Raw genomic sequence first — 24856 nt, 5'->3', positions numbered from 1 at the left:
TCCCTATCTCCTATGATTACTGGATCACAATCGGCGCGACCTGAACGTACGCGCTCGCTGGCAGATGGTTGACCGTGTCGTTCAGGTAGCTGTAAATCTGGTTGCCGGCCGGGAACGGATTGATGATGGCCGGACCCGAAGGCTGATAACCGCCGGTCAATGCCACGCTCTTGCTGAACGTCTGCGTCGGCGACACGACGTGCCGCGTGAAACTATTGGCGAATGTCGCGTTGCCGGAAGGGTCGACGTTGTACTGGTCAACCTGCTGGTTGAGCAGGAAACCGTACACACCCTGTTCGCGAAACTGCCCGCCGGCGCCGCGCGAGATGAAGAAGAACATCCCGCCCGGGTTGATGACCCGCTGCTGGATATCGATCGCTGTCTGCGCGACGGACGTGTTGTTCGGACCCGGGTTATAGACAGGCGCGACCGTCTTGCCATACAGCAGGACCGCACTGGATGCGCCGTATTGCTGTTCCAGCGGCGCGATCACGTTCTTGGCCAGCAGGTTAATTGGCGTCTGCTGATCGTAGGTGAGCGAGCCGACGTTCTGGCTGTTGTTCGGGTCCGGCACCCAGGCGCCCGGCCGATACTGCGTGCAGGCACCTCCGGCGGTCGCGCCGCAGTTGATGAGCGCCTGCTGATTGGCGACCGTGCCGACCTGGTACATGTCGTACTGACCGTACTGGCCGAGCGGCCCGCCGTTCTGCAGATACGAGACCGTGTGCCAGATCTGACCCTGAACAGTGAGAAACGACTGCGTGGCGCCGGCGCCGGAGGACTGCACCTCGAGTTCAGCCCATTCCAGATCGCCGGGGTTCGGCAGGGTCCAGTTGGCGGGCAGGCCCTGCGCGACCGCGCCCTGTTCGTAGACGGCGTAGATGATCTTGGTGACGCCCGAGTTATAGGCAGCGCCCAGGCAGTTGTAGCTGGCGTCCGGGTTGATGAAGCAGGTATCGTTGACGAAACCCCTGACCGGCTGCCCGCCGCCTATGATCGTGACCGGCACGGTATAGGTGAACACGGCCTGTTTCACGTCGGCCATCGGTTGCCCCGACTGCATGAGTCCGGCGACCTGTTGCGCGAACTGCGCCATGTCATAGTTCAGCATCGTGCCGATCTGGTTGGAAGCATCGGTCGGGCTGCTGTAGGTCGGGCTTGCAGGCGCCTGAATCGGGGTGAGCAACGCGCCGAGGTTGGCAATCGCGTTACCGCCGCCGGAGGCGGTGTCGACGCCATGGGTATTGACGCTACGGCTGGTGATGCCGGACAGGGTGGTTTGTCCGCCCTGGGGATTGGCGACTTCGGTGATCGTGGCGATTTTGGGGTGCAGCAAACCGACGCTGGCGGCATAGACAGGCGTCAGCGCAAAGCACCCGGCCAGGGCGATGGCTCCGGCGGATAGAGTCGTATTCCGAGTATTCTTCTTCATGGTGGCCTCCTAGCTCACGTAAACGCCCTTTGGGAGCGTTTGCATGAACCGGCTGCCGCTTGTTAGCGACTCGCCTCACGGAGATGCCACGTGTGAAGGAAATGATAAGCTGGTAGTCTTACGAGATCAACTTTGTCGAGTCGCCTCCTTGATGCCGCCCAGCGGTCGTCCTGGCCGTGACAGAGGCCGGTGTCGAGCCGGGCGCGGGCGGCACGCCGCCAAAGCCCGACGTGTTTTCGGTCTTGACCTTGCCGCTGATGCCCAACTGCCCCGCCCAGTCCGCAGATACCGGCAACAGCCGCTGATGACCCTGTCGGATCAGTGTTACGCCACCGGACGATACGGCCTTGACCTTCCAGCTTCCGAGCTGGCCGACGGGCGCCACGGGATGGCGCTGGCGGCGATGGCTAATCGTTGGACTGCGCCGCAGACACCAATCCCGCCTCCCGCAAGGTGGCATAGCCGTCCAGCATATGCGCCTGCGTCTGCATCCAGCGTTCCATCAACATGGGATCAAGCCGGTGCCTTTGCAACCAGGCTTCGAACTCTTTTTCGTGTTCGCTGATAAAGGCATAGGCAACGAGAGATTCGAGCCCAGCGTAATCAGCAAACGTATCCGCATATATATGCGGTGTCCCCAAAATAGCGCTTTTCTGTGCGCTCATTTTTGTTCCTTTTCGTTGGCTGTTTGCGAATCAAGCTCCGCCCTGCAGCGCCTGCGTAATCGTTGCCGCTCCCTGCTGGGTCATGGCCGTGGCAGAAGCCGGTGTCGAGCCGGGCGCGGGCGGCACGCTGCCAAAGCCCGACGTGTTTTCGGTCTTGACCTTGCCGCTGATGCCCAACTGCCCCGCCCAGTCCGCGGATACCGGCAACAGCCGCTGATGCCCCTGTCGCACCAGCGTCACGCCGTCGGCCGATACGGCCTTGACCTTCCAGCTTCCAAACTGGCTGCCAGGCGCCACCTGGATAACGCCCTGCGAGGTTTTGACCCAGGCGATTCGGCCGGTTGCCGTCCGGGTGATGCCTACGAGCTTCGGCGCGGTCGCCGCCTGCGGCGCCTGAGCCTGAGCGGTTTGCGGTTGAGCCACCGATTTCCCGTTCTTGCCAAGGGTCGCCTGCAGGGCCGTTACCTGCTGCTGCAACGCCGCTACGGACGCCTCCAGCGCCTTGAGCTTGCCGCCTGACGGCTTTGAGATGCCGTGGACGCCGGCGATCTGTTCCCGATAGTGGGCGATCTCGTACTGCGCCTGAACCAGTTTCTGTTCAGCCTGCGCGGCCTTGGCCCGCTCGATGATCTTTTCATAGGACTGCGATTGCCCGGTGAATGGGTCAATCGGGTTGCTCGCGACACCCTGAGCCAGGGCGACGGCCGGAAGCAGGAGCGAAAGCGGCAGAACGGCGGATTTCATGACCTGTTTTGTGTTCACTTTCAAGTACCTCTTCATTGTTGAAGTTCAGACACCCACGCCAGAAGGGTCATAGGAAGCGCGCATAGCGGCGCGCAGCGATATTTTTTGACTGGCCCATAACATGTTGATCGAGTCGTTCAGTATCGACATGCCATATTCACGGTCATCCCGCATGGCGTTAGCGATTTGCCGTACCTTGTTTTGCTGGATGAGCCGGCTGATGGTGTCGTTGCAGAACATGATTTCCGATGCCAGGTGCAGCTTTTTCTTGTCATAACTCGGAATCAGTACCTGGCTGACAATACCGACAAGCACAGTGGCCAGTGTGGCCCGACGCTGTTCGGCTTCTTCACCATCGTAAAACTGCAGAATGGCGCCAATGGTGTCCTCGCAAGAATTGGTGTGCATGGTGCCGATGACCAGATGTCCGGAAGTCGCGGCATGCAATGCGGCGCTGACGGTTTCACGGTTGAGTATTTCGCCGATGGCGATAATGTCCGGACGATGACGTAACGCGGCTTCCACGCCAGCTGCGAAACTGGGCGAGTTCTCGGGGACCTCGCTTTGCGAGATGACGCATTTGTCCCGCTTGTGAACATACTCGATCGGCTGCTCGATGGTCTGGATATGCAGCGGTATCCGCCGGTTGATCCAGTCGAGCAAAGCAGCCATGGTCGTCGTTTTGCCCGCGCCGGTCGGTCCCGTAATCAGGACGAGGCCTTTGCCTCGCCCCAGCATCTTGGTGATGTTCGGCGGGGCTCCGATCGTCTCGAGCGGCGGGACATCGAGCGGCTGTCTGCGGATGGCGATACGCAGCGTGTGGGCTGAACCGCCGGTCTCGTAAACGCTGCAGCGCAATCGGGCCTGACCGAATGTGCAGGCCATTTCCAGCGTGTTTCGATTCTCCCGCATGCGTTGCCGCCAGTTTTCCCCACCCAAATCCGGAGACGCGATGAAATGCTCGATTTCATCCAGGGTGAGCGGCGCCGACTTTGAAGCTTCGAATCCGCCCGCGCCGCGATATAGGATGGGCTCGCCGGGCGAAAGATTCGCGTCGGTGAAATGGAACCCCTCGTCAAGGTAGCGTTGCAGCAGGTCTCCGATGTCTCGCATGAGACGATCCTCTAATCCTGTCCGACCACGGTGGCCGTCAGCGGAATGCCGCCAGGCGCCCAAGCGACGATGGCGGCGGTATAGGGCGGGGGTTGCAGTGCGGCGTTATTGTTCGACGGATTGCGGACGTTGACGCCCTGCCCCGTGGCATTCGGGCCGTTGCAGACGCCGACCGGATATCCCCAGGGATCGGTCACGGCGCTTTGAGACAGCCCGAGCGAAGACATGAAGCCGCCCAGCACCGTGGCCGGCTGGCAATCCCAAAACACGACCCCGGTATTGGTCACCGGCGTACCCATCTGGCCCGGGAACGGGTCGCCACTGAAATTCCAGCCGCAGTTACCGTTGCCGCTGTTGCAGATGGGACTGTTGCTGTCGAAACTCTGCGCGTTGGTTTGATCGAGTGCGTCCGACTGCGAAAAGTAATCGGTGGATGGATTCCGCGCGTTCGATGTCAGATATCGGGAAGTGAAGAACTGCCCATAATCGTCCGCCAGGGTGCGCAGCTGATCCATCGCCTGCCGGTAATAGGCCTGTTCGATGGGCAGCCCGCTGACGACGACGCCCTGATCGCCGGTGGCCAGCGTGAGCTGCCCGGTCGCCGGGTCGAAGGTGGTGCCGGGAGACAGTTGATTCTTGCCACCCGACGACACGATCGCGATCACATGGTAGTAAACGGTCGCACCGCCAGGCCCATTGGGCTTGCTCAGCGCGTTGCTGACAAAATAGCGGAAATACTTGTTGTAGCCATCCACTTCCAGACGCTCGACATTCAGTCCCTGCGACTGGGCAATCAGCTGCAGTTCGTTCGCGGTCTGCGCGCCGTCGGCCTGGCTGGCTGGCACCGCAGACGGCGGCGCGGTATTCGAGGCGGCGGGCGTGATACAAGCCCCAGCCGCCGCGCAGAAATACTGCCCGGATAGCGACGAGTCCACCATCAAGGCATTCTCGCGATAGGCGTTTATGATGGCGTTAGCCGCCTCCAGCAACCGGGTATGCGTGGCTTCCTGTTGTCCGAAATCCAGCATGGAGTCGAAGATCGGATAACTCATGGCCGTGATAAGCGCAACCAACCCTATCGCGATCAGGACCTCGATCAAGGTAAAGCCATGCTGACGTTCAGAGCATCGCATCGAGCGCCTCCGGGTCGTAGGAGTGGCGCAGGGCCTCGTCGCGCTCGATCACCTCGTCCCTGACCAGTTTGGCCAGCATGTCATTGAGCGCGACCATGCCGTATTCCCGGCCGGCACTGATCTCGTTGAGGATTTGATGATCCGTGCCCTTGCGGATGCAGTTGGCGATGCCGCCGTCGAGCGTCATGAGTTCGTAGGCCAGCACGCGCCCGTCGCCGCCCTTGCGCGGCATCAGCACCTGGCGCAGCACAAGGCGCAGGCCGGAGGCCAGCTGCTGACGGATCAGCGTATGCTGCGCTTCGGGGAAGAAGGCCAACAGACGGGATACCGTTTCCTGGGCGCCGCGCGTGTGCAGGGTCATGAAGACCAAGTGCCCGGTCTCCGCCGCCTGCAGGGCTAGGCGCGCCGATTCGGCGTCGCGCACCTCGCCGACAGCAATGACGTTCGGCGCCTCGCGCAATGCCGCGCGCAGGCCCGATGTGAATGAGTCGGTGTCGTGTCCCACCTCGCGCTGGATGAACTGAGACAAGCCACCTTCGCGCGTGGGCATTTCCTTCGGGAACAGGATCTCGACCGGGTCTTCGATGGTCACCGTGGTGGTCGAACGCAAACGTGCGCGCTCGTACATCATGGCGGACAGCGTGGTCGTCTTGCCGGACCCCGTCTCGCCGGCCACGATGATAAGACCGTGGGAGAACTGGCAGATGCGCCGGAGCAGATTCGTCGGCAGGCCGAGACCGTCGAGTTCCGGCGGCTCGGTTTCGAGCCGACGCAGCACGGCCCCGCCTCCGCCCATCGACTTGAGCACATTGACGCGAAAGCGCAGGCCCGAGACTGTTACGCCATGGTCCTGGTCGACATCGGCGCTCCAGTCGACCTTGCCGCCGACCAGATACTCGAGGTCATCCTCGCGCACGAGCGGCGAGGCCTCCATGACCTTGAGCCCCATGCCGGAGAGTTTGACGACGGGGCGACTGTTGACCCGCAGATAAAGATCCGACCAGGTCGGCGCTTCCGACTGCAGCCAGTTTTCCATCCAGGTGACGAATCCACTCACGCAAAAGCTCCTTTGTCGGTCTCGAACATCATCAACCCGCCGCGATCGGCTCGATGGCGGTCTGTGACAGCAGTCCACCCCAAGGCGTTGCGGTGCGCAGCAGCAGGCTATAAGGCGCCGCCTGGTCGCTCGCGCCGCAGGCCGCAGCGTTGCAAATCTGATAGGACAGCCCCCAGGGATTGAGCCGTACCGCTGGCGTACCTATGGCGATGGGCAGGCCGGATTGGGCCAGATTGGTCCAGGTATCCGCGCAGGCGACATTGGCATTGTCCCCGTAGGGTCCGCAGCCTGTTGGCTGGAACCAGTCGTTGGCGATATCGCCGGTGTTCGCCAACCAGGCGGCGTACGCCGAAACGAGCTGCGCGGACAATCTTGCCAGTGTGCGGTTCGCCTCGACCATAAGCGCGCGCTCGATGGAGCGCCCGTCGACCGTGGCGCTGACCAGTGCGTACTGCGCGGCGTACTGGCTGCGTTGCGAGCCCGTAGCGTCGGCCTTGGGTATCCATAGCGTGATCGAGCGATAGTCGTATCCGTTCGGCGTCGTCTGGCGTGTGCTTATGGAGACCACCACGCCATGTCGTTCCGGGATGCCAGCAGCCTGCATCAGACAGTCGCCGACCGGCAGCGTGCAATTCGGTATCGAGGGTTGGGTGTTGCCATCCATGAGCTGCGGATGTGCGGCATACCACGCGGCGAGCAGCGTCGCCGCGCGGTTGACATAATCTTGATCGCGCCGCTGGGTAGCCGCCTCGCCGACCCCACCCAGTTCCGCGGTATACGCGCCGATGAAGAGAGAGGCGATGCCCGCCAGCAGCACGACGAACAGCAACAGCGCCAGACCGCCCTGACGCCGGGGCGGCGCTGATGGGGACGGTCCGGCGCGGTACGGCATTAGCTGTTACCCGCAAACACGTAGCCAAAGGTGTTCACGCCGCCGGAAGCGGTACCGAGGTAGCAGTTGCCGGCCACCGTGTTCGAGCCGCTGGTGGTGGTCGCCGCCCCGCCCGAACAGGCCTTGAACGCCTGGGCCGCGATTTTCTGCGGTACGCTGTTCGCCTGCACCGCGTACTGCACGTTGCTGCCGTTTGGCAGGAAGGAGCCCGGCACGATCGAGATCGTCACCTGCGGGCCAATCTGGGTGAATTCCACGTTACCGTTGGCATCCACCGACTTGGTCTGCATGTAGGGACCATTCCAGGTGCTCGACACGTCGGCGCCGCAGGAATTGGCCGTATTGCCGGCGACCGCGGTTTTATCGAACAACAGGTCCGTCTGGAACGGGTAGCACGAGGTGTCGAGGTCGAAGCGGTCTGCGGCCGACGCGATGGACGCCATGGTGTTGTACAACACCTGCCCCTTCGACTTGCTCAGGTTGAGGTAGGAGACCACACCGGCGACAATGACCGCAAGGACGCCCAGCGCGATCAAAATCTCAATCAGGGTAAAGCCGCCCTGGCGGCGGCGAGTCGTTGGCTGTTTCAGTTTCATCATCCATCTCCTTGATGGTTTTTCAACGGTTGTCATGCGTGCGACAGCAGCGTAGCCAGCTCGGGGAATACCGTGACCCCGAAGATGCCGAGCACCATCAACGCGGTCATCAACATGAACATCAGGTTTGCCCAGGTCTCGAAACGTTTCGAAAACATCTCCACGTCCTCGGCCATGATGCGGGCGTAGACCCGGAGGTCTTCCACCGTCGCATCCGGATCGTTGGCGCCCAGGGCTCCGATGATCGTGGCGGACAGGAACTCGGGAAATTCCGCGAGCCTGGCCGCATCCGACGGATTGCCGCCGCCTTCGAGACCGGATGCAAGACGGTTGAACGCCTCGCGCAGCTGCTCGCCGCGACAGCTCGTGGCTACCCGCCGCGCCGCCTCGGATCGCCGGATGGCCGCTTCGTACAGCAGCGCAAACGAAGTCAATGCCTGCGCCGCATCCGCGCGTGCCAGCAACTGTCGCAGCACCGGCGCACGACGCCAGACCTCGCGCATCCGTCCGCTGAACAACACGACCACGACAATCACGAGCAGCGTCCAGTACAACACCGAAAATGCGATCGGATATTGCTGAATAACCGCGTCCAGCGCGTATATTTGCGAAATCCCATGCGGCGGCTTGAAGCCGGCCTTCTGGAAAAATGTGGCAAACCGCGGAATCAGAAACAGGAAGCTCGACCAGATCATCAGTGCGCCGATAACGCCGTAAATGATCGGCTGGGTCAGAATGCCTTTGATCTTGCCGCCGAGGGTCGCCAGCTGTTGATGCTTGTCCGACAGCCCCTGAAAGGCTTCCGGCAGATTGCCCGCCTCGCTCATGGCCCGAACCAGCGCGATATCTTCCTCATCGAACCCCGCCTGATGCAGGGCCTCGTCCATGCGCGCGCCGGCAGTCACGGCGGCGCCGGCCGCTGACAGCGCCACCTTGAGCACCGGGTCGCTGACGAAGGAACCCGCCTGCGCCAGCGCATCCTGCGGCTTGGCGCCCTGCGACATCCGCCGGGACAGGGAACGATAGATCTGAGCCAGTTCCCGCGAGGGAAACCGGCGATGCTGCCAGAGGCTGATCGTCTCGTACCACGACACGCGGGCATCGATCAGGCGTTGCCCGCGGGCGGTCAGTCGCTCGGCCAGTTCGTCGAGGGATTCGCCGATCATGGTTTCTTCCGCCATACCGCGGCGGCCGTAATCGACATCGGCGCGAAACACGTAACGCATTATTCGTCGGCTCCCGTCTTGGGTTTGAGTACGCGCATGACCTCGGCGTAATCGGTGGCGCCTTGCGCCATGCGCTCGAGCCCGCTGCGAAAGAGTCCGGGGCGGGTCGCCTTGCGGATCTCGGCCGCACTGGCGGCGCCAAGATCCATGTCGGCCGTCGGCTCGAAAAACTCGTAGGCGAGAATGCGTCCGGCGTATCCGGTATCGCCGCAGCGCGGGCAACCCTCTTTTGAGGCCCGTTTGACCTGTGCCTTCGGCAGTCCCGCGCGTTCGATGACGCGCAGCACTTCAGCGCGGGTCTCTGGCTGAGCGCAGTGCGCACAAACCTTTCTGAGCAGTCGCTGGGACAGGATGCCGAGAATCAGGTCGCCGCCGGCCGTCATGTCGATTCGGTCGCCGGCTCGGGTCCGTTCCGTGCGCATGCGCAAAATCGCCGATGCGGCGTCCGTCGCGTGATAGGTGGACAGAGTCATATGCCCGGTATTGGCCGCGACCAGCGCTCGGGACAGGGCATCCGCATTGCGAATCTCTCCCCAGTAGATGATCTGCGGCGCCGAGCGCAGCAAAGAATCCGTGATTTTCCGGGCAGCCCCCTCGATTTCCTCCGGATTGCTCTTGGCGACCGGGATTTCGTGCTGTTCCCACGAAGCCACGCGCACCTCGACCGGATGCTCGACGGTTTGAATCGAGCGGGCCAAGGGGTCGGTCGAATACAAAAGCGAGATGGCCGTCGTGTTCTTACCGGAGCTGGTCGGTCCCACAACCAGCAGCAGGCCATAAGGTGACTCGATGGCCTGACGCAGCTTCCTGCGCGTCTCGCCATCGAATCCCAGCAGGTCGATGTCCGCGACATCCGCCTGCAGATCGAAGGGGCGCAACACCGCTGCTCGGCCGAAAAAAGTCTGCTTGAGCTCCACCCGGAACTCGAACCGGCCCTCCAGGTTTTCGGGAATCAATCCGCTCAACGAACCGGGTACCGATAGATCGCCTTCCGCTGCGCGGATATCGCCCGCGATGAGGGTGATCAGGCGGCCGAACGGGCCATCCAGCGTGCCTGACGGGCTGCGCTCAAGCGGCAGCGCATGCAGGTGACGACGAATGCCCTCGACCTGAATGAACACCTGCCCGGCCATGGGACCGGGTTCGAGGTAGATATTCTCGACGCCGGCGCCCTGGTAGACCGACTCCGTCAGCAGGTGCCCCATCGCCGCGCGCCAGTCCTTCTTTTCGAGTGCGGCCAGGAAGTCCTCCCGTGGGTTGCTGTAATGTCGGTAATACAGGCCGGAGATGGTCTTGGGCGTCGCCAGCACGAAACGCGCACGGCTGTCGGCGATGCGTACCTCGCGTGCATGCGCCGGGTCCGCGATCGCGTAATACACCGCGCCGCTCATGTCACGATGCACCGGAACCGCATGCTGGCCCGCCCGTTCGATGACGGCGTCTTTGAGATCGCCGGTGATCTCGATTTCCGGTACTCGGGTCCAGGGCAACCAGGGATACCCCGAAGAAAGCGCCAGCGCGGCCGCGATGCGCTCTGCAGGCAGCAGGCGCATTTCCCTGACGGCCTGCGGTTCGGGTATGCATCCGGCGGCCGCCGTGGCGCGGGCGAAGCGCAGGTGTGCATCGCTCATACCAACCGCGCGCAGCGCCTGCAGAATCGGCAGCTGCTCCTTCGGATGCCACCAACCTTCCGGCGCATCCTCGAAAGCGTCTGTCAGCAGCGCGTCATCGGCCATAGATAGTCACCGTTACGTCGAAGTATCCCTGGGCGATATCCAGCCCCGTGATGCGCGCGGGGTAGCGGTCGAAAACGGCGAGCAGCCTGCGAAGCCCGAACAAGGTGGTCCAGTTGCCGGTCACCCGAAAGGCCAGCCGCTTGAGCCCGGGAATGGAAGCGGGCTTGGCCGCCGAAGCGAGGTCTTCCAGCCCGTTGCCGTCGTTCTTCGTATAACCCGAGACCGTCGCCTGACTGATGATGGCAAAGTCGGCTGGCGCCGCACGGCGCAGTGCGGAGAGCGCAAGTGCGGCGTTGGTCTCAACATCATTGACAGCGGGCGAAGCCGGCATCTTGCGCTGGGTCATCAGCACGAGCCGGGCGACTGAACGCAGATCTCTCGCCGCATCCATCGCGTAATGGTCGGCTGTGCGTCCGGCCGCGCTCGCGAAATGCCAAACCAGGAACGCCAACACCAGCATCAGCGCCGACGCCGACCAGCCCCATTGAGGGTTCCGCACCAGACTCGGCTTTTTCATGGCATCAGACTCCCGTGACGGTAGATCAGCGCGAACCGCCCTTCCCCGGCCCTGGCGAGCCGGTACAGCCGCCAGCCGCGGGGCGGGCGCTTCGCGAGTCCCGCTCGAATCGCGGACGCAGGTGTCCACTGGCCCGGGGCAATGGGGGAGAGCGCGTGTAGCGGCAGCATGACGACGATTTCGCGGCCTTTTTGCGTCAGACTGACGCTGCTGCCCGGCTGATATACCGCGTTGGCCGCCGCAATCAGGCTATCGGGCCGAATACCGCCCTGCCGGGCCAGAGCCTGGGCGTGCGTGCGGTCCCAGGCAATGACGCGAGCCTTGGCGGCGTCCAATCGCGTAGCGGCAAGGCGCGCGCGATGTCCGTGCAGGGCTTCCGCTGACATTTCGACACCCAGATTGACAACGCTCAGAGCCAACAAGGCCGTGGATGCGAGCAGCGCCGCGCGGCGATACTGGCGAACCGGTACGCCCCGCCACTCGGGTTCGATCGGAAAGTCCCGCGACGGCGGCGCGTTTTCAAGCAGTGCCCTGATGTCGGCGAACGACTCGGTGCCCGCATCCGATACGCCTGACTGTTGCACCAGGCGCGCCCGGGTGATCTCGATGTCCTCACCGCTCGCAAGCGTCCAGCCGGTGACTGTCTGATCGCGCCGGTAGATGGCCAGCGCCGTATAGCCCCCGGGCAGATCCACCTGCAGCACGGATGGCGCCGGCAGCTCCTTGAGGCGGTCACGCAGCGCAAGCGCAAGCGGACGGGCCGGATGGCCGCCGGTCGTTTCGTTGCCCTGGCGGGTGAACACCGCCCACTCGCCGCTGGTGAACAGCGCGACGCGTTCCTTGAGCAATTCCCGCCCCAGACGCCCCAGGCCTTTCGCCGAGCGCCCGCCGGACGGCGCAAGCGCGTCATATTCGCAGATGCGCCACAGCACGCAGTTCGCCGGCGGCTGCGGTATTTGATCCGGCTGCCCCGATGCGTCGAGGCACCAGTAGCGCCAGATATCGCCTGTCTGAACCGCCAAACAGTTCGGGGTGGGTTCTGGTTTGCGCCTGAAGGCGGGACGCGTGATTTTCAGCTTCATCAGAGAGATTCCCCGACCAACGGATTGATGTCCGGCGCCGGCACCACCTTTGTGCGCACCAGGATCACCAGCTGGGTGCGCTCGTTACCCTGGCCGTAGGCGCCGAACAGCGTGCCGAGTACAGGAATGCGCGATAGGCCCGGGATGCCGCTGGTCTGCTGATTGGCCGATTGCGAAATCGAGCCCCCGAGAATGACGGTCTGCCCACTGCGCATCAGCATGCGGACGAAGGCCTGGCGCTGCTGCAGCTCGGGGCCGTTCATCTGCTGCCCGTCGACCGTGAAGGTCTCGAATTTCTCGATGGTGGACAGCTGGGGCACCACGGCCATCTGTACCCAGCCATGCCCCAGCACCTGCGGGATGAAAGACAGCGCAATGCCGTTGTTGGCATAGCTGAGCGAAGCGCCCGTCGTGGATGTGCCGGACAATCCCGTGACGTTGCTCTGGATGTCGCCCACGTACGGCACCTGAGTACCCGAGTTGATGGTTGCGGGCGTACCGTTGGAGGCCACCAGCCAGGGCTTGGTAATCACCTTGACCGTCGTCACCTGCTGGAGGGCCTTGATCACGCCATTCAGGTTCGTGCCCGTCTTGGTCAGCGAGAACGCGCTGGTTGAAGCGCCGGAGATCAGCTGGCCTATGGTCGGCTGCGTGGCGGACAAGGATGCGCCGAGCGTATTCGACAGCACCTTGTTCCACTGGATGCCGGTGGTCAGGCCGTGGTCGAGCTGCACCTCGAGAATCGCGGCATGGATCTCGACCTTGGTATTGGCGGCCCGGCTGTAGGCGTCGATGTAATGCGTGACGCGCTCAAGACCGCCGGCACCGGAGGTCACCGATACCAGGCCGGTGGCCGCGTCGAGACTGACCGAGCCGTTGGGTCCGGCGAGGGACTGGAGGGTCTTGAGAAAACCGGAAGTCTGCGAGCCGCCGGTCACCGAAAACGAGGCGCCGTTCATGCCGCCCGAACTGCCACCGGATGTGCCCATGCCTCCGGTACTGCCCATTCCACCCATGGACGAGCTGCCCATGGACGAGCCGCCGATGGATGAACCGCCCATTCCGCCCATTGAGGACCCGCCGCTGGAGCCGGAAATGGAAGACGACGAGGACACGTCGAGATCGGCGCTCTGCGCGGACAGCAGTCCGGTCGGCACCCGGAACAGATAAGTCGCGCGTTTGGCGATGACGACTTGCCGTCGACCCGGACGTATAACGGCCACATCGCCGCCGGCCATGGCGACCTGACGGATGGCGCTGTTGCGCCCGAGCTGTTCCAGATCGATGTCGACACCCTGCCCCGGTTGCGTGTCGCTTTCGAAAGAGAGCGACCAGCCGGCGGGCAAGATGCTGCGCAGCGCCTGTTTCAGAGGCAGGCCGGAAGCCTGCACGCTGACCGCATCGGCCGGCGCCAGGTAACGGACCGGCTTCGGCGCTACATAGGGCGCGTTTTCCGTGGCCAGGGCCGGCGGCGCCTTGGCCGACGCCGCCGCCTGTTGCTTGAGCCGGGCCTGGGCTGCACTGATACGACTGAGCGCAGGCGTGGTGGCGCAACCGCCGAGTAGCGCAGCGCCTACGGCCAGCGTCAGCACCTTGGGTAACATCGTCTTCATGCGACTCTCCTTATTCGGCGGCGCCGGCTTCGACGACGGCGACGTGATTGGCCCGATACAGCACGATGCGCACCCGGTAGCGGTCCACTATCTGCCGCAGCGTGTTATCGAGGGTCTTGCCGGTGTAGCGCGCGGGATATTGCAGCGCGTAGTCGTTCGGGTCGCGCCACACCATCGACCAGCCCTGCCGCTTGAGGAATGCGGCAAGATCCGCGGACAGCAAATCGCCTGCGTGAGTGCTGAACACGAACGAAGCCTGGGGCTTGGGCGCTAGACTGACCTCGGGCATCGGCGTGGATTTGAGCGGCTGGGCCGGCGCCAACGGGTGGCTATGGCCCGGCGCAACCTTGATCGGCGGATGGACGATTTTGACCGGCTTCGGCACGCGAACCTGATAACGCGCCGCGACCAGGGCAACCTTGGCGTTGGCGCCCGGCGTCCAGCCGAGATTCGAGACCGGTGCCGCGCCGTGCGCGGTCAGCCAACCGGCCACGACGGCCGCGCGGTCCGCGCCGATCTTCGCATTGGCTGCCACGCTGCCGCTGGCGGTCGTCTGCCCGCTCACCCGAATCCACGCGACCTGATGCGCTGCGTCAAGACGCGCATCGAGCGCTGCCAGCCGCTGCTGGTCTTCCTGCGTCAGCGCAGCGCTATGGTCGAAGGTCAGCGTCAGCTGATCCGTATGCCAGGCGTACCGGGGCTTGGCGAAGCGCGCCTGATGTTCCGCCGCGAGAACAACGCCGACGCTCTTGGGCGCGACCGCGAAGACCGGGCCTTTCGAGGTGTACAAGGTCCACTGGGTGGCAACCTTGTCCGCGATCCAGTAGGCGCCATGCTTGTGAAACGGCACGTTCTGCCCATCCCCCTTGGCTTCCAGCAGTCTTGCGTCGGCGGGCAGTGCTAACCAGGTGTCGTGCTCGCCGCTAACGATCTGCGCTTTCGGGCCATGATGGCTGACGACGTGGTAGCCGAATACATAACCGGCTATGGCGCCTGCCGGCATTTTGGGTGGCGTCGCGGTGCAGGCTCCGAGCAGAGGAACGAGTCCAACAGCGGTCAGGCCGCCGATGCCGCGCTGGGCGATAGCGGTTCTTTTCATCATCGATTCTCCGAAGGCATGAGGATGGTCTTGTTGACGAGCACGTCGATGGCGGTACCCGGCGGAATAACCGCGGTCGACTGCATGTTCATGAAGGGCGACAGCACCTTGCCGGCACTGTTGGCGAAGACCTGCGCGCCCGCCTGCGTCGGCGACTGGTACACACTGCCTGTGGGCGAGGTGACGGATTGCTGGGGGCCTGCTGCGGCAACACCCTGATCGAGCATGGCCACGAGCAGAGACGAACCAAGCATCGTCCAGAAGTGATCATCGACATGACCCTTGACGCCGGATGCGCCCTGTTCGCCCACGGCCTGCGAATTGCCAAGCACGATTTCTCGACCATCCGGGAAAATCACCCGCTGGAAAGCGACCAGCACGCGGGTTTGTCCATTCGTGATCGAGGTGTCGTAACTGCCGACGAGGCGGGAACCGGCGGGCACGGCGAGGTGCCCGTTGCGCCCCCAGACGGGATTGGTCACCTGAGCGATGACCGTGCCCGGCAACTGCGTGTTGACGGCGGTGACCGTGGTGGCCGGCAGCACCACACCGGGGTACAGCACGGCGCCTTTGAGCGGGGGCAGCACCTTGCTGACCGCCCCGTAACCGCCGTTGGCCTGGGCCTCCGTCTGGGACTGCTTGAGATAGGCCTGATTGCCGTTGGCGCTATGCTGCCGATGCCCCGCCAGTGCGGCTATCTCGCTGGCAGACGGCATCTGCGCAGGCCCCTGTAGCTGTCCGTTCGGGGCGCCGCTGCCCGCCCCCGCGTTGTACTCCGGCACGACACCCGTATCGTGATTGCCGGAGCCGTGTCGTCCGGTCTGGTAATCCCCGGTGAGCGCGGTCAATGGACTGGCCGCGATGTTGCCCCGCTTGGCGGCATCATGCACATGCTCTGGCGTCGGCGTGGCGTCGGTGACGGCGTTGCCGCCCGAATCCGAAGACGAACCGGCAGCCTTGCCGTCCCCGTGTTCGGCCTCGATCTGATTCAGGCTGTCGAGGATGCTTTTCAGCTCGGACTTGTGCGGGCTGGCCTGCGGATTGACGCCGGGCGCCTGCGCGACTGTCTGCGGCGCTGCAGGCTGTACGGGATGGTTCTTGGTGAAGAACGCCACATACAGCGCCGCGGCGACGGCAAAGCCCCCCATGAGCATGGGCAGCGTCCGCGTCGGCAGGCCTCGCCCGGGTTCCTGCGTGTCGCGGGGCGGTGGCGGCGGTGCTTCTTTCTGTTCGCTCTTGCGCCAGAGGGCCATGGCTTATTGCCCCCAGACGAAACTGGACGACGTTTCAGTCACCGGCGTCTGCGAACCACCGCCAGACGCCTTGGCGCCCTGGCGCCAGGCAACGACGCTCCGCCCGTCCGCGCGCAGCTCGACGGCAGCGGGCGCTCCCTGCACGACGATCCAGGGGCCGCGTCGGTTGTAGTTGACGATACCCCACTGACCGCCCTGCCATCCGAACACCACGGGCGCCGGGGCATCCTGCGGCAGGCGCAACCAGATGAAATCCGGCGTCGAGAACACTTCGGTCGGCGCGAACCGGGCGTGTCCCTTCACGCGCCAGGCGAAGTTCATCTGGCTGACGTTCACGTCGGCCAAAGCGTCGGCGGAATCGCCGGACGGCGATGCTGGCGAGGACGTTCCATCTGCCGTGTGCGCGTCAGCAGACCGCGATGGGTTCGGGGCCGCGCTTTGTTCGTTGGCCGGATTCAGCAGGACCAACGGATTTTCGGGCGTGAATTTGACGCCCTGATACCAGGTGCCCTTGTTTCGCGACACCAGCATCATCTGATAGGTGTGTGCGGAGGTGATCAGTGTCGCGGAAGTCTCGATGCCAGGCCTGACCGGTTTGATGAGAATGTTCCCGGTACCCTGCACGTAGGAGGTAATCCATTGCACGGTGTCTCCCAACTGCAAAGACACCAGATGCTCGCCCCGCGGCAGCTGGATATCGGTGCCCATCCCGGGTCTCAGGTAGAGTGTGTAGGTCTGATTGGGGTCATATACGAAGCGAACCAGGCGCGCGGACAAGGCGGACGGATAAGGCACGCCGTCCGCCTGCGCGATCGGTAACGCGCCGGACGCGGTGGTAAGCCCGAGAAGCAGAAACAGCGCGGTGCGTTTCATCAGTTGCCCTCTGCGAAATTGGTGATCAAGATGCCCAGCGGGTTATGCAGCGCGTCGGCCACCGTCTTGGGCGGATTGAAGGTGTAGCTGAGCGTGAGCGAGATCCCACGCGAACGTCCGGTCAGCTCGTCGGTCACCACGGCCGAGACGTAGGCGGTGTCGTGAGGCAGCGGGATGACTTTCTTGACCGATACGGAGACGCGCGCCGACGGATTTTCCGCCAGCGTCTTGACCGGGTTGTGCTGATTCAGGAAGGCTTCTATCTGCGACACGGCGGCGCCGTGCGTCATGAAGAAGGCCTGCTCGATGTTCGCCCGGCTGATGCCGGGCATGACCTCATAGAGATCGGTGACGAATCTTCCGAGCCAGTAGACGACCGCTGCTTTCGGCGGCTTGCCCGTCGAGGCGACCGGACCGGAAGAAAGCACCTGCCCGAGATCGTTGACGCGGACCACATACGGCTCGATTTTGTGCAGCGGCACCAATGCCACGAGCGCGGCAGCTTCCGCTAGGGCGACCGCGAGAGCGACGAACATGCCGAGAAAAAACCGATCGCGAGCCAGCAGCGGCGCCGCGTAACGCTCGTAGAAGGCCTGCCAGCCGAATGGGTCGAGTTGTTGCTTGTGCTTGTTGTCCATGGGCACCATGATCGGCCCATGAACACGCGGTTTTTTTCCTAAATAACTGCGTTAGGGGGGGCTTTTCACGCTTTTGCGTGCTGACCTTTGCCAATGCCCGCGCGCAGACCGATGATTGATACCTAGTCGAGGACTTGCAAAGATTGATGGCTGACGGTCTGCCCTCGTATTCGGAGGACCAACATGCCATTCAGGATCGAATCCGATTTCCCGCTTGAAAGCGACTGGCTGCCGCCGGATGCCTTCACCCAGGTGTACGTGAGCGCAACCGAAGCGATCGATGTGGCGCTCGAAGGCGTCCAAGACCCGGCCTTTCAGGAAGTCCGCGTCGTGGATGTCGAGACGGGCGTCGTGGTCTGGCGTTCGACCGACGAGGCTGATTGATGGCCAGAGGCCGCGCTTCCGACCTTTCTGACGAACAGCAGCGCCGGATCGACGAGATTCTGCAGTCCGCTCCTGAACTATCCATCGACCAGCGAAACCAGGCCAGACATCACGCCGGAGAGTTTCATCCAGAACATCTTCCGAGTACTCGTTTGTCGCGGGTTGATATTTGGACCAGCGACTGGCGCGTGTTCACACTGTCCGGGAATGTTTTTATACCCAAAGACGCCAGAGGCACGCTGTATTTCGAAAATCCGCCGCCCGGAAAGCCCCAGGCCCTTTTCGGCGTCATCAGGGACTGCCGGCCAGGCATCCGCCGCGATGATATCGAGGGCGCCAAGTTCATCGCGTGGTTCGTCTGCGTTTGATGGACAGGTCGGCGACGGGCCGCATGACCTCGCTCCCCGCGAAGGTACCGAGGCCATGCAGTATCCGCCGCCATGAGAAGTCTAGCAGCTATGTCGCCGGTGGCATTGAACAGTCCATTCGTTAGCGCGGCTGTGGCAACTATCTGTCTTACGCAGACGCCCCCGTGCATCCGTTTCACGTCACGCCCCACGCGTCGTGCCAGTTCGTGTACCGATAATTCGTTTCCACCCAGCAACGCATACACCAGCACCCAGCGCCCAGCGCCGTTCTGTGAGCCATCCCCTCCGTCCTGAACAGCGGGGCTTGCCGCGCAGAGGGTCGCCCACGCCACTAGACAATGTACGCTTCTTGTACCAACATTGCGGCAATTGATCTAACACGAGAGGTGCTGTCATGACTGCCGGGGCATCGTCGACTTCCGTTCGCTCTGCCCGACTTGGGCTGCGCGCCACCCCGAACAGGAGGTGGTGCTGCGCCGTGCCGCCGAGGTGGCCCACAAGTCGCTGACCGACTTCATTCTCGACAGCGCTTGCCTGGCTGCCGAGCAGACCCTGCTCGATCAGCGATTGTTCATGGTTTCCGGGAGCCAATACCAAGCCCTGATGGATCTGCTGGATCAGCCCGAACAGGCCAATGAAGGTTTGCGTAACCTGTTTGCCCACAAGGCGCCCTGGGACACGAGGTGACCTTGCGCGCACCGGAACCTCTCGCCGCGCAGCATCGGCTAGAGGGTTTCGATTGCGGCAAGCCCGCGCTGAATGACTGGCTTTTGCGCCACGCCCGTCAGGCGCAGGGCAGCGGCTCGGCCAAGACCTTTGTGGTTGCCGAGGATGATGACCGCGTCGCAGGCTACTTCAGCCTAACCGTTGGACAGGTCGATACACTGCAAGCTCCGGAGCGCATTCGCAAGGGAATGGGGCAGTACCCGTTACCGGTGGTGATTCTGGCGAGGCTGGCTGTTTCGGTGGCGGATCAGAGGCGAGGCATAGGCTTTGGCCTGCTGCAGGACGCGATTCGTCGCACGATGCTGATTGCCGAACAAGCCGGCATCAGGGCCATGTTGACCCATCCCATCGATCAAGAAGCGGCACAGTTCTACACCCGGTTCGGGTTCATCGCCTCGCCGTTGCGAGAGCAGCAATTGCTGCTGCTCTTGAAGGACGCCCGTCGCTGGGTACGCTGAATCATGAAACAGCCCCGGACGGGCTGCAACCCGCCGACCCTGAGTCAGGTGCAGCGGTCGCTCCGGTGGCCGGTCCCGGTGGCGACTCGCCGTTCAACCAACTATTTGGTTTTCAACATGCCTTTCAACCCACCCATTTCCTTGCCCGCGCCGAAGTCCCCCGCATGCGCTGCGCCCGCTGAAAGCTGACGCACCAGTGACGGGAGCTTCCAGGAGAACCACACCACGGCAAGAGCGACCAGCCCCATGCCGAACAAGGGTGACCAGTTGATATGAAAATGGTTTTGGCTGTAGTAAAACAATGGCGTCGTGTTGGCGATGGGTGCAATGGCATTACTCACCACGTAGCCTGCAACGCCCAACACTGCGGGTCCGACGATCTGGTACATAAGCGCATCCCACAAAAATCCCAGCCAGGAATCGAAGGCCAGCTTTTGCGTCCAGTCAAACACCAGCATGGGAATGACGAGCGGACCCAGACCGATGGCGATTGCGAGCAAAAACATCGAGACGATGGACCAGAAAAAATAGAACCCACCTGCCACAATCATCAAAGCAGCAACCAGAAATATGGCAACTTGATAAAGCCACATTTCTATCAACGTCGAAACGCCTTCGTCCATGACAACATGCCAGAGGGAGACGTTCGTCACGGGCGCAATGAACATGCTATGTAGCAGACCGTCGCCGGTCGAAAAAAGTACGCACGAGGGGTCGCCGTAGTTGCCCTGATTCGATACACCCACCAATCCGCCCCCGATTTCCTGGAATATGTGAATCAATGCGTGGGCGATCGGATAATAGTTTCGAAAAATCAATATCACCGCGCCTAGCGTGATGAAGGTGCGTATCATGCTTGACGGTTCCAGATAAGCTCCGCCCACGTCGGTCAGCATCCCGAAGCCGTACCACATCAAGGCGATAATGAGAAACGCGCGCAGCATGATATTTCCGTAGTAGATGGCGTGGCCGGCCATGGCATCCCCGGCGGCCCGCATGTCCTGAGAAAAACCTTGCATGCCGAAAAACACGTTACCGGCATACGTGTTCGCCAGGCTGCTACCGACCTGGCAATTGTAATGCGGCACGATCACCTGCATCGTGGGCGCGGCGGTTTGGGTATTAAACAGACTCGCCTGCGCGGTCATGGGCGCCAGCGCGAGGCAGGCGAGCAAGAGCAGGCCGACAAATCCGCTACGATGCCGCGTATGCCGCGTACTCATGGCGTACCCCCTGTGGGTTTCGACATGTTGTTCAGCATATTGTGCAAATAGTCACTCGCACCCCGTCCAGCCTGCCCCGGATTCTGGACTCCGCTGAAAGCCTGATTCAGGTTATTCGCGGCCTGCGCTGCTGCTTTGGCCTTCTTCGCTTTTTCGATGGCGGCGTGGGACGCTTGCATCTGCGTTTCTGCGGTGAGCTTGATCAGAGCCTCGTTCTGTTGGGTGAGCGTATTGACCTGCGTGTTGAGCAAATCCATGTTTCCGGTCATCCCTTTGATATGACCGATGCTCTGACCGGCGGCCTGTACGCTGTTCGCCATGGCATTCGTACGTGCCAGGTTGCGCTTGGCCGACTCATACCCTGATGCCGCGTATCCGGCATTGGAATTGGCCATCTGCTGCTCCTGCTGGATGTACTGTTGCGGCGTCAACTTGGATGCGTTGTAGGCCTGATACTGCGACATCACGCTCTGATTCGTGACCCCCAGCTGCTGGTTGAACGCCTGCAGATCGCGGTAATAGGCGATATCGTTGTTCAGCTGCGGCGAGTTCTGTCTGCCCACCTGATACATCAGCGTATTGATCTCGCTCTGCGAGAGGTTCTGCAGATTGATGTCGATGCCGTACTTCTGCATCGCGTAGTTCTGCAACTGGTTTTCGATGATGCGAATACTGTTCTGCGCGGACACGGTGTTCCGTGCGAAATTCCAAGGATCGAATACCGTGCTGCCGGAGGCGGCCGCATGCGCAATACCCTGGGTTCCGACCAGAACCGCGAGTCCGACCATCAGGTCAATCGCGCCGCGTCTGCCTTTCCACCATTTCGTCGACATATCTCATCCTCCATTCCGGATGTCCGCTGTTCATCCAGCGTTCGAACACTTCGTCGGCCTCGGCATCGGCGCGCAGCAGCGCAATGCCTTCTGCCGGAATATCCACACGCAGCACGCGCGTACGTCCGTCACGCACGAGCACCGTCTCGCCTTTGGGGCGGGCTTCGCCGATGATCTTCATCTGCTCGCGGGTCAATCTCAGCCCATCGCGATAGATGGACTCGAACGAGGCGATATCCGGATTGGGCAGCAGGAAGCGGTTGGGCGCCGAAGCAAATCCGGTGAACGTCCTGGATTCTGCGATTTCCTTGAGCGACTGCGTGGACAGAATCAGCACGCCGTTGAGCTTGCGCAGGGTGCGCAGCCAGTCGTCGAGCTTGCGTGCGAAGGCCGGATCGTCGAGCGCGAACCAGCCTTCTTCGATATGGATGTAGACCGGAGCGCCATCGAGCTGTTTGCCGATACGATGGAAGGCAAGATCCATGAACGCACGCGCCGCGCGCGGGAAGCGCAAGACCTCGTCCATGGCGATCCCCACGAAGGCACCCAGGGTCATGCCGTCAGTCTCGTGGTCGAAATAGCCTGCGTAACGGCCATCGCCGATCCATTGCGCCAGGCGATCGCCGAGCCTGGCCGGGAGCAACGCCTTGAGCGAGCGCAGACGACGGTCGCCGGGTTCGAGCGACTGGATGCGCCGGCAGGCCGTGGCAATCTCGTTCACGTCGACCGGCTCCAGTTCTCCGTCGTCCGGAGACAACAGCTGCACCACGAAATCCGTGGCCCAGCGCCAGTCGTCGTCGCCCTCGAGTCCCGCGAAGGGATTGATGCGCATCTTGCCGCTGTCGCCGAGATAGTGGCCGCCCGCCAGCAGGATCATTTTGCGCAGCGACCGATCCTTGTCGAACACGAACACCCGACTGCGCGAATACTGCGTCCAGCGCAGGCACATCCAGCCGCCGAGCACGCTTTTGCCCATGCCGGTAGGCCCCAAGATAATGCCGTGGCCGACATCGCCGAGATGCGGCTCCAGCCAGTAGGGTTCCATGGATCGCGTGGCGAAGGTGCAAAGTGCCGGCTGCCGGCTGCCGCTCATCTTGCTCAGATGCCGGGCAATCGAACTGCCCCGTGCTGGACCGCGAATGGGCGCCATGTCGGCTATGGCTGCGCCCGATAGATAACTCCAGCGCACGGGTTCGGCCCACTGTCCCGGCAAGGTGCCGGCCCAGGCCGAGATCTGGTGCATGCGTTCGCGCAGCACGGCGAATTCGGCGACATGGAACAACCGCGAGGCATCAGAGACCGAGCGTTCGAGCTTTTCCGCGGATTCCGCTCGCAGCACCAGCACGGGGAATGCATGTCCCGCGGAGGGCGAGTTCGATAGATCGAGCAGAGCTGCATCGGCTTCCTTGGCCTGCACATCCTTATCGGAATCCACCTGATCGGTTTCCACCTTCATCAGGCCTTCCTTCACGTAGCCGCCCAGACCCTTGCGCCAGTTGAGCAGGTGGCGCCGGCGCTCCTTGACCGCGCCGCGTGCGGCTTCGGTATCGAGATAGCGCGTAGCGAGCGAGAACACGCATTCGCAGTCGATATCCAGAATCCGGTCAAACACGCCAGGGCCGATGGACTCCGGCCATGCGTCCGGCACCGTCTTGATCGTCAGCGCCGCGGCATGCACCGTGCGCGTCGGTCCCGCGAAGTACATCGCGGAGGCATTCTGGTCGAGCGTACATTCGCCCAGGGTTTCGTCCAGCGCCTGCAGAGCCGAACGGGTGCGTAGCGGATGGTACGGTTCGCTGGGCGAGGCCAGCGCGTTCAACCAGCCAAGCAGGCGTTCTTCGATCAGGCGGTTGAAGCCCGCCGCGGGAAATAACGAGCCGACGCGCTCGAAGAGCGATTCGGCCTCCGAAACGCGGTCCATCAAGCGGCGGGCATCGTTTTCGAACGCGGCCTGACCCGCCAGGACATTGAGCAGCCAGGGGCCGATGCCCGAGAGCAGTCCACTGGCGCCTTCCTGTGCGATGCGTGCAACCAACGTTTCCGCAGGGGTTGGCGGCGACACCATGATCCAGAAGGCGCGGTGCGCGACATAATGGCTCTTTTTGTTCCAGGCGGCGCGCGCCGAGGCATCCACGCGGCGGGTCACCGGGTCGGAAAAGTCTCCACCCGCCCATCCGGATGACCGGTCGCGGCGTACCGTCCACCAGGTCTTGATGCGATTGCCGACGAATCCGTTGATCGCGCGTTCCAGATGCCGGGAATCGCCGGCCTGCTCTGCCGCGCCGCGGCCTTCGGAGTCGAGCCCGTGGAAACTCCATCCGGCCAGCAGGCCGCCATCCTTGCACAACACGATGCCGGGCGTCAGCGGCGCCACCCAGGGCAGCAGTTCCGACAACGCGCGGGTGGCCTTGAGCGTCTTGACGCGATCCTTTGCGGCAATCACAGCCATCCTCCCGGCCGGCGATTTCGGCTGTCCGGGTGTGCCCAGGGTTCATAGCGATGGCCCTGCTTGGCATAGCGCAGATAGACCTTGAACATGTCGGGGTCCGCGCGATGGGCCATGCCAAGCAGTCCGTGAATACCGATGGCGGCCAGAATCCACCAATAGATATGCCCGACGATCACCAGCATGACGGCGAGCGTGAGGTTCCCGACCGCAAGCGAGTAGTCCACGCCCCACAGGACGCGACCACCGATCAGGGCGCGCCGGATCTTCGTTTTGCGCTCGCCTTCGCTCACAAATCAACCGCCACTCTGGATGTAATTACAGGCCGCCGACCCCGAACCTACCGCGTTGAATAGCCCGGCCCACTGAGTGGCCATCAGGATCAGCGAACCTCCAAACAGGATCTTGATGACGCTACCGAACACGCCCTTTAGTTCGCCGAACATGAGCAACGCGCCGAAAATAGCGATCGCAATGATCACGGCCGCGCGTCCGAAGGTGCCGGACAGAAATCCCGCGATACCGCCAAGCAGCCCGGTGAAACTGCTGAAATTTCCGCTGAATCCGCCACAACCCATGCTGAAGGCCTGCGATGGTTCGGACAGCGACATCAAGGTAAAGCCCGTGAGCCATACGACGGAGGGGCGGGATGCCAGCGCCCACATCCCCCTTTGACAGGCGTCAACCGTTTTTCGATACATCGCTCGTTCTCCTTAGATAGGCATTTGCCAGAACGATGTTCCACCGGC

27 protein-coding genes are annotated in these 24856 nt (G+C 62.7%); 4 read left to right on the top strand and 23 right to left on the bottom strand.

The window, feature by feature from the left end; all coding sequences use genetic code 11:
• Positions 1-16: 16 nt before the first annotated feature.
• From BI364_RS07105 to BI364_RS07020, 18 genes are all read right to left on the bottom strand, one after another.
• The gene (locus BI364_RS07105) at positions 17-1432 is read right to left on the bottom strand and encodes a hypothetical protein (RefSeq protein ID WP_070078145.1); all 1416 of its coding nucleotides are present in this window, start codon (positions 1430-1432) and stop codon (positions 17-19) included.
• A gap of 118 nt (positions 1433-1550) precedes the next feature.
• Complete coding sequence (locus BI364_RS07100; RefSeq protein ID WP_070078144.1) at positions 1551-1817, bottom strand: hypothetical protein; 267 nt, start codon at positions 1815-1817, stop codon at positions 1551-1553.
• A gap of 22 nt (positions 1818-1839) precedes the next feature.
• Positions 1840-2097 carry a hypothetical protein gene (locus tag BI364_RS07095; protein WP_070078143.1) on the bottom strand — a complete coding sequence of 86 codons (258 nt, stop codon included), beginning with the start codon at positions 2095-2097 and terminating at the stop codon, positions 1840-1842.
• A gap of 30 nt (positions 2098-2127) precedes the next feature.
• Positions 2128-2877 (bottom strand): hypothetical protein, encoded by a 750-nt coding sequence (locus BI364_RS07090; protein WP_156782649.1) that lies wholly within the window; start codon positions 2875-2877, stop codon positions 2128-2130.
• Between the two features lie 9 nt (positions 2878-2886).
• Positions 2887-3954 carry a type IV pilus twitching motility protein PilT gene (locus tag BI364_RS07085; protein ID WP_070078141.1) on the bottom strand — a complete coding sequence of 356 codons (1068 nt, stop codon included), beginning with the start codon at positions 3952-3954 and terminating at the stop codon, positions 2887-2889.
• Between the two features lie 11 nt (positions 3955-3965).
• Complete coding sequence (locus BI364_RS07080) at positions 3966-5087, bottom strand: type II secretion system protein (protein WP_070078140.1); 1122 nt, start codon at positions 5085-5087, stop codon at positions 3966-3968.
• Positions 5074-6144: a type IV pilus twitching motility protein PilT gene (locus BI364_RS07075; RefSeq protein ID WP_156782648.1), complete on the bottom strand. Its 1071-nt coding sequence runs from the start codon at positions 6142-6144 to the stop codon at positions 5074-5076. Before BI364_RS07075 ends, BI364_RS07080 begins: the two co-directional genes overlap by 14 nt.
• Before the next feature lie 31 nt (positions 6145-6175).
• Complete coding sequence (locus BI364_RS07070) at positions 6176-7036, bottom strand: hypothetical protein (RefSeq protein WP_070078138.1); 861 nt, start codon at positions 7034-7036, stop codon at positions 6176-6178.
• Positions 7036-7632: a prepilin-type N-terminal cleavage/methylation domain-containing protein gene (locus tag BI364_RS07065; RefSeq protein WP_070078137.1), complete on the bottom strand. Its 597-nt coding sequence runs from the start codon at positions 7630-7632 to the stop codon at positions 7036-7038. Before BI364_RS07065 ends, BI364_RS07070 begins: the two co-directional genes overlap by 1 nt.
• A gap of 32 nt (positions 7633-7664) precedes the next feature.
• A complete protein-coding gene (locus BI364_RS07060) occupies positions 7665-8858 on the bottom strand; it encodes a type II secretion system F family protein (RefSeq protein ID WP_070078136.1) in 1194 nt (397 codons plus the stop codon).
• A complete protein-coding gene (locus tag BI364_RS07055) occupies positions 8858-10594 on the bottom strand; it encodes a GspE/PulE family protein (RefSeq protein ID WP_070078135.1) in 1737 nt (578 codons plus the stop codon). The genes BI364_RS07060 and BI364_RS07055 overlap by 1 nt, the downstream gene beginning before the upstream one ends.
• The gene (locus BI364_RS07050) at positions 10584-11111 is read right to left on the bottom strand and encodes a hypothetical protein (RefSeq protein ID WP_156782647.1); all 528 of its coding nucleotides are present in this window, start codon (positions 11109-11111) and stop codon (positions 10584-10586) included. The genes BI364_RS07055 and BI364_RS07050 overlap by 11 nt, the downstream gene beginning before the upstream one ends.
• Positions 11108-12193 carry a hypothetical protein gene (locus BI364_RS07045; RefSeq protein ID WP_070078133.1) on the bottom strand — a complete coding sequence of 362 codons (1086 nt, stop codon included), beginning with the start codon at positions 12191-12193 and terminating at the stop codon, positions 11108-11110. Before BI364_RS07045 ends, BI364_RS07050 begins: the two co-directional genes overlap by 4 nt.
• Entirely contained in the window at positions 12193-13806 is a 1614-nt protein-coding gene (locus BI364_RS07040) for a type II secretion system protein GspD (RefSeq protein WP_070078132.1), read from the bottom strand. The genes BI364_RS07045 and BI364_RS07040 overlap by 1 nt, the downstream gene beginning before the upstream one ends.
• 10 nt (positions 13807-13816) lie before the next feature.
• Positions 13817-14908 (bottom strand): TcpQ domain-containing protein, encoded by a 1092-nt coding sequence (locus BI364_RS07035; RefSeq protein ID WP_083251220.1) that lies wholly within the window; start codon positions 14906-14908, stop codon positions 13817-13819.
• Positions 14905-16158, bottom strand: a complete 1254-nt coding sequence (locus BI364_RS07030) for a TrbI/VirB10 family protein (protein WP_070078130.1) — start codon at positions 16156-16158, stop codon at positions 14905-14907. The genes BI364_RS07035 and BI364_RS07030 overlap by 4 nt, the downstream gene beginning before the upstream one ends.
• A gap of 3 nt (positions 16159-16161) precedes the next feature.
• Positions 16162-17031 (bottom strand): TrbG/VirB9 family P-type conjugative transfer protein, encoded by an 870-nt coding sequence (locus tag BI364_RS07025; RefSeq protein ID WP_070078129.1) that lies wholly within the window; start codon positions 17029-17031, stop codon positions 16162-16164.
• The gene (locus tag BI364_RS07020; protein WP_197495927.1) at positions 17031-17669 is read right to left on the bottom strand and encodes a type IV secretion system protein; all 639 of its coding nucleotides are present in this window, start codon (positions 17667-17669) and stop codon (positions 17031-17033) included. The genes BI364_RS07025 and BI364_RS07020 overlap by 1 nt, the downstream gene beginning before the upstream one ends.
• A gap of 183 nt (positions 17670-17852) precedes the next feature.
• Between BI364_RS07020 and BI364_RS07015 the strand changes: the two genes are divergently transcribed.
• The 4 genes from BI364_RS07015 (at position 17853) to BI364_RS07000 (ending at position 19605) form a co-directional block, all read left to right on the top strand.
• Positions 17853-18053, top strand: a complete 201-nt coding sequence (locus BI364_RS07015) for a hypothetical protein (RefSeq protein WP_070078127.1) — start codon at positions 17853-17855, stop codon at positions 18051-18053.
• Positions 18053-18421, top strand: coding sequence for a hypothetical protein (locus BI364_RS07010; RefSeq protein WP_070078126.1), 369 nt, complete (start codon positions 18053-18055; stop codon positions 18419-18421). Before BI364_RS07015 ends, BI364_RS07010 begins: the two co-directional genes overlap by 1 nt.
• A gap of 468 nt (positions 18422-18889) precedes the next feature.
• Entirely contained in the window at positions 18890-19108 is a 219-nt protein-coding gene (locus tag BI364_RS07005; RefSeq protein ID WP_233279593.1) for a type II toxin-antitoxin system TacA family antitoxin, read from the top strand.
• Positions 19105-19605, top strand: a complete 501-nt coding sequence (locus BI364_RS07000) for a GNAT family N-acetyltransferase (protein WP_070078124.1) — start codon at positions 19105-19107, stop codon at positions 19603-19605. Before BI364_RS07005 ends, BI364_RS07000 begins: the two co-directional genes overlap by 4 nt.
• A 101-nt stretch (positions 19606-19706) precedes the next feature.
• On the opposite strand, the gene BI364_RS06995 is transcribed toward BI364_RS07000, so the two are convergent.
• The 5 genes from BI364_RS06995 to BI364_RS06975 all read right to left on the bottom strand — a co-directional run bounded on the left by BI364_RS06995 (position 19707) and on the right by BI364_RS06975 (position 24808).
• Positions 19707-20753 carry a type IV secretion system protein gene (locus BI364_RS06995; protein ID WP_197495925.1) on the bottom strand — a complete coding sequence of 349 codons (1047 nt, stop codon included), beginning with the start codon at positions 20751-20753 and terminating at the stop codon, positions 19707-19709.
• Between the two features lie 71 nt (positions 20754-20824).
• A complete protein-coding gene (locus BI364_RS06990; protein ID WP_156782646.1) occupies positions 20825-21661 on the bottom strand; it encodes a hypothetical protein in 837 nt (278 codons plus the stop codon).
• On the bottom strand, positions 21621-24104 hold the full coding sequence (locus tag BI364_RS06985) for a VirB4 family type IV secretion system protein (RefSeq protein ID WP_156782645.1): 2484 nt from the start codon (positions 24102-24104) through the stop codon (positions 21621-21623). The genes BI364_RS06990 and BI364_RS06985 overlap by 41 nt, the downstream gene beginning before the upstream one ends.
• Complete coding sequence (locus BI364_RS06980) at positions 24101-24400, bottom strand: VirB3 family type IV secretion system protein (protein ID WP_070078120.1); 300 nt, start codon at positions 24398-24400, stop codon at positions 24101-24103. The genes BI364_RS06985 and BI364_RS06980 overlap by 4 nt, the downstream gene beginning before the upstream one ends.
• A 3-nt stretch (positions 24401-24403) precedes the next feature.
• The gene (locus BI364_RS06975) at positions 24404-24808 is read right to left on the bottom strand and encodes a TrbC/VirB2 family protein (RefSeq protein WP_083251219.1); all 405 of its coding nucleotides are present in this window, start codon (positions 24806-24808) and stop codon (positions 24404-24406) included.
• Positions 24809-24856 lie beyond the last annotated feature (48 nt).

The sequence above is a fragment of the Acidihalobacter yilgarnensis genome, from assembly GCF_001753245.1.
Classification (GTDB): domain Bacteria; phylum Pseudomonadota; class Gammaproteobacteria; order DSM-5130; family Acidihalobacteraceae; genus Acidihalobacter; species Acidihalobacter yilgarnensis.
The sequence above is the reverse complement of the archived record's forward strand: the minus strand, read 5'-3'. Positions and strand labels throughout refer to the sequence as shown.

What these genes read in the sequence shown, in the direction of transcription:
- BI364_RS07105 (WP_070078145.1), bottom strand. Translation starts at nt 1,432, where the DNA reads ATGAAGAAGAATACTCGGAATACGACTCTATCCGCCGGAGCCATCGCC.
- BI364_RS07095 (WP_070078143.1), bottom strand. Translation starts at nt 2,097, where the DNA reads ATGAGCGCACAGAAAAGCGCTATTTTGGGGACACCGCATATATATGCG.
- BI364_RS07090 (WP_156782649.1), bottom strand. Translation starts at nt 2,877, where the DNA reads ATGAAGAGGTACTTGAAAGTGAACACAAAACAGGTCATGAAATCCGCC.
- BI364_RS07085 (WP_070078141.1), bottom strand. Translation starts at nt 3,954, where the DNA reads ATGCGAGACATCGGAGACCTGCTGCAACGCTACCTTGACGAGGGGTTC.
- BI364_RS07080 (WP_070078140.1), bottom strand. Translation starts at nt 5,087, where the DNA reads ATGCGATGCTCTGAACGTCAGCATGGCTTTACCTTGATCGAGGTCCTG.
- BI364_RS07070 (WP_070078138.1), bottom strand. Translation starts at nt 7,036, where the DNA reads ATGCCGTACCGCGCCGGACCGTCCCCATCAGCGCCGCCCCGGCGTCAG.
- BI364_RS07065 (WP_070078137.1), bottom strand. Translation starts at nt 7,632, where the DNA reads ATGAAACTGAAACAGCCAACGACTCGCCGCCGCCAGGGCGGCTTTACC.
- BI364_RS07060 (WP_070078136.1), bottom strand. Translation starts at nt 8,858, where the DNA reads ATGCGTTACGTGTTTCGCGCCGATGTCGATTACGGCCGCCGCGGTATG.
- BI364_RS07055 (WP_070078135.1), bottom strand. Translation starts at nt 10,594, where the DNA reads ATGGCCGATGACGCGCTGCTGACAGACGCTTTCGAGGATGCGCCGGAA.
- BI364_RS07050 (WP_156782647.1), bottom strand. Translation starts at nt 11,111, where the DNA reads ATGAAAAAGCCGAGTCTGGTGCGGAACCCTCAATGGGGCTGGTCGGCG.
- BI364_RS07045 (WP_070078133.1), bottom strand. Translation starts at nt 12,193, where the DNA reads ATGAAGCTGAAAATCACGCGTCCCGCCTTCAGGCGCAAACCAGAACCC.
- BI364_RS07040 (WP_070078132.1), bottom strand. Translation starts at nt 13,806, where the DNA reads ATGAAGACGATGTTACCCAAGGTGCTGACGCTGGCCGTAGGCGCTGCG.
- BI364_RS07035 (WP_083251220.1), bottom strand. Translation starts at nt 14,908, where the DNA reads ATGATGAAAAGAACCGCTATCGCCCAGCGCGGCATCGGCGGCCTGACC.
- BI364_RS07030 (WP_070078130.1), bottom strand. Translation starts at nt 16,158, where the DNA reads ATGGCCCTCTGGCGCAAGAGCGAACAGAAAGAAGCACCGCCGCCACCG.
- BI364_RS07025 (WP_070078129.1), bottom strand. Translation starts at nt 17,031, where the DNA reads ATGAAACGCACCGCGCTGTTTCTGCTTCTCGGGCTTACCACCGCGTCC.
- BI364_RS07020 (WP_197495927.1), bottom strand. Translation starts at nt 17,669, where the DNA reads ATGGACAACAAGCACAAGCAACAACTCGACCCATTCGGCTGGCAGGCC.
- BI364_RS07015 (WP_070078127.1), top strand. Translation starts at nt 17,853, where the DNA reads ATGCCATTCAGGATCGAATCCGATTTCCCGCTTGAAAGCGACTGGCTG.
- BI364_RS07010 (WP_070078126.1), top strand. Translation starts at nt 18,053, where the DNA reads ATGGCCAGAGGCCGCGCTTCCGACCTTTCTGACGAACAGCAGCGCCGG.
- BI364_RS06995 (WP_197495925.1), bottom strand. Translation starts at nt 20,753, where the DNA reads ATGACCGCGCAGGCGAGTCTGTTTAATACCCAAACCGCCGCGCCCACG.
- BI364_RS06990 (WP_156782646.1), bottom strand. Translation starts at nt 21,661, where the DNA reads ATGTCGACGAAATGGTGGAAAGGCAGACGCGGCGCGATTGACCTGATG.
- BI364_RS06975 (WP_083251219.1), bottom strand. Translation starts at nt 24,808, where the DNA reads ATGTATCGAAAAACGGTTGACGCCTGTCAAAGGGGGATGTGGGCGCTG.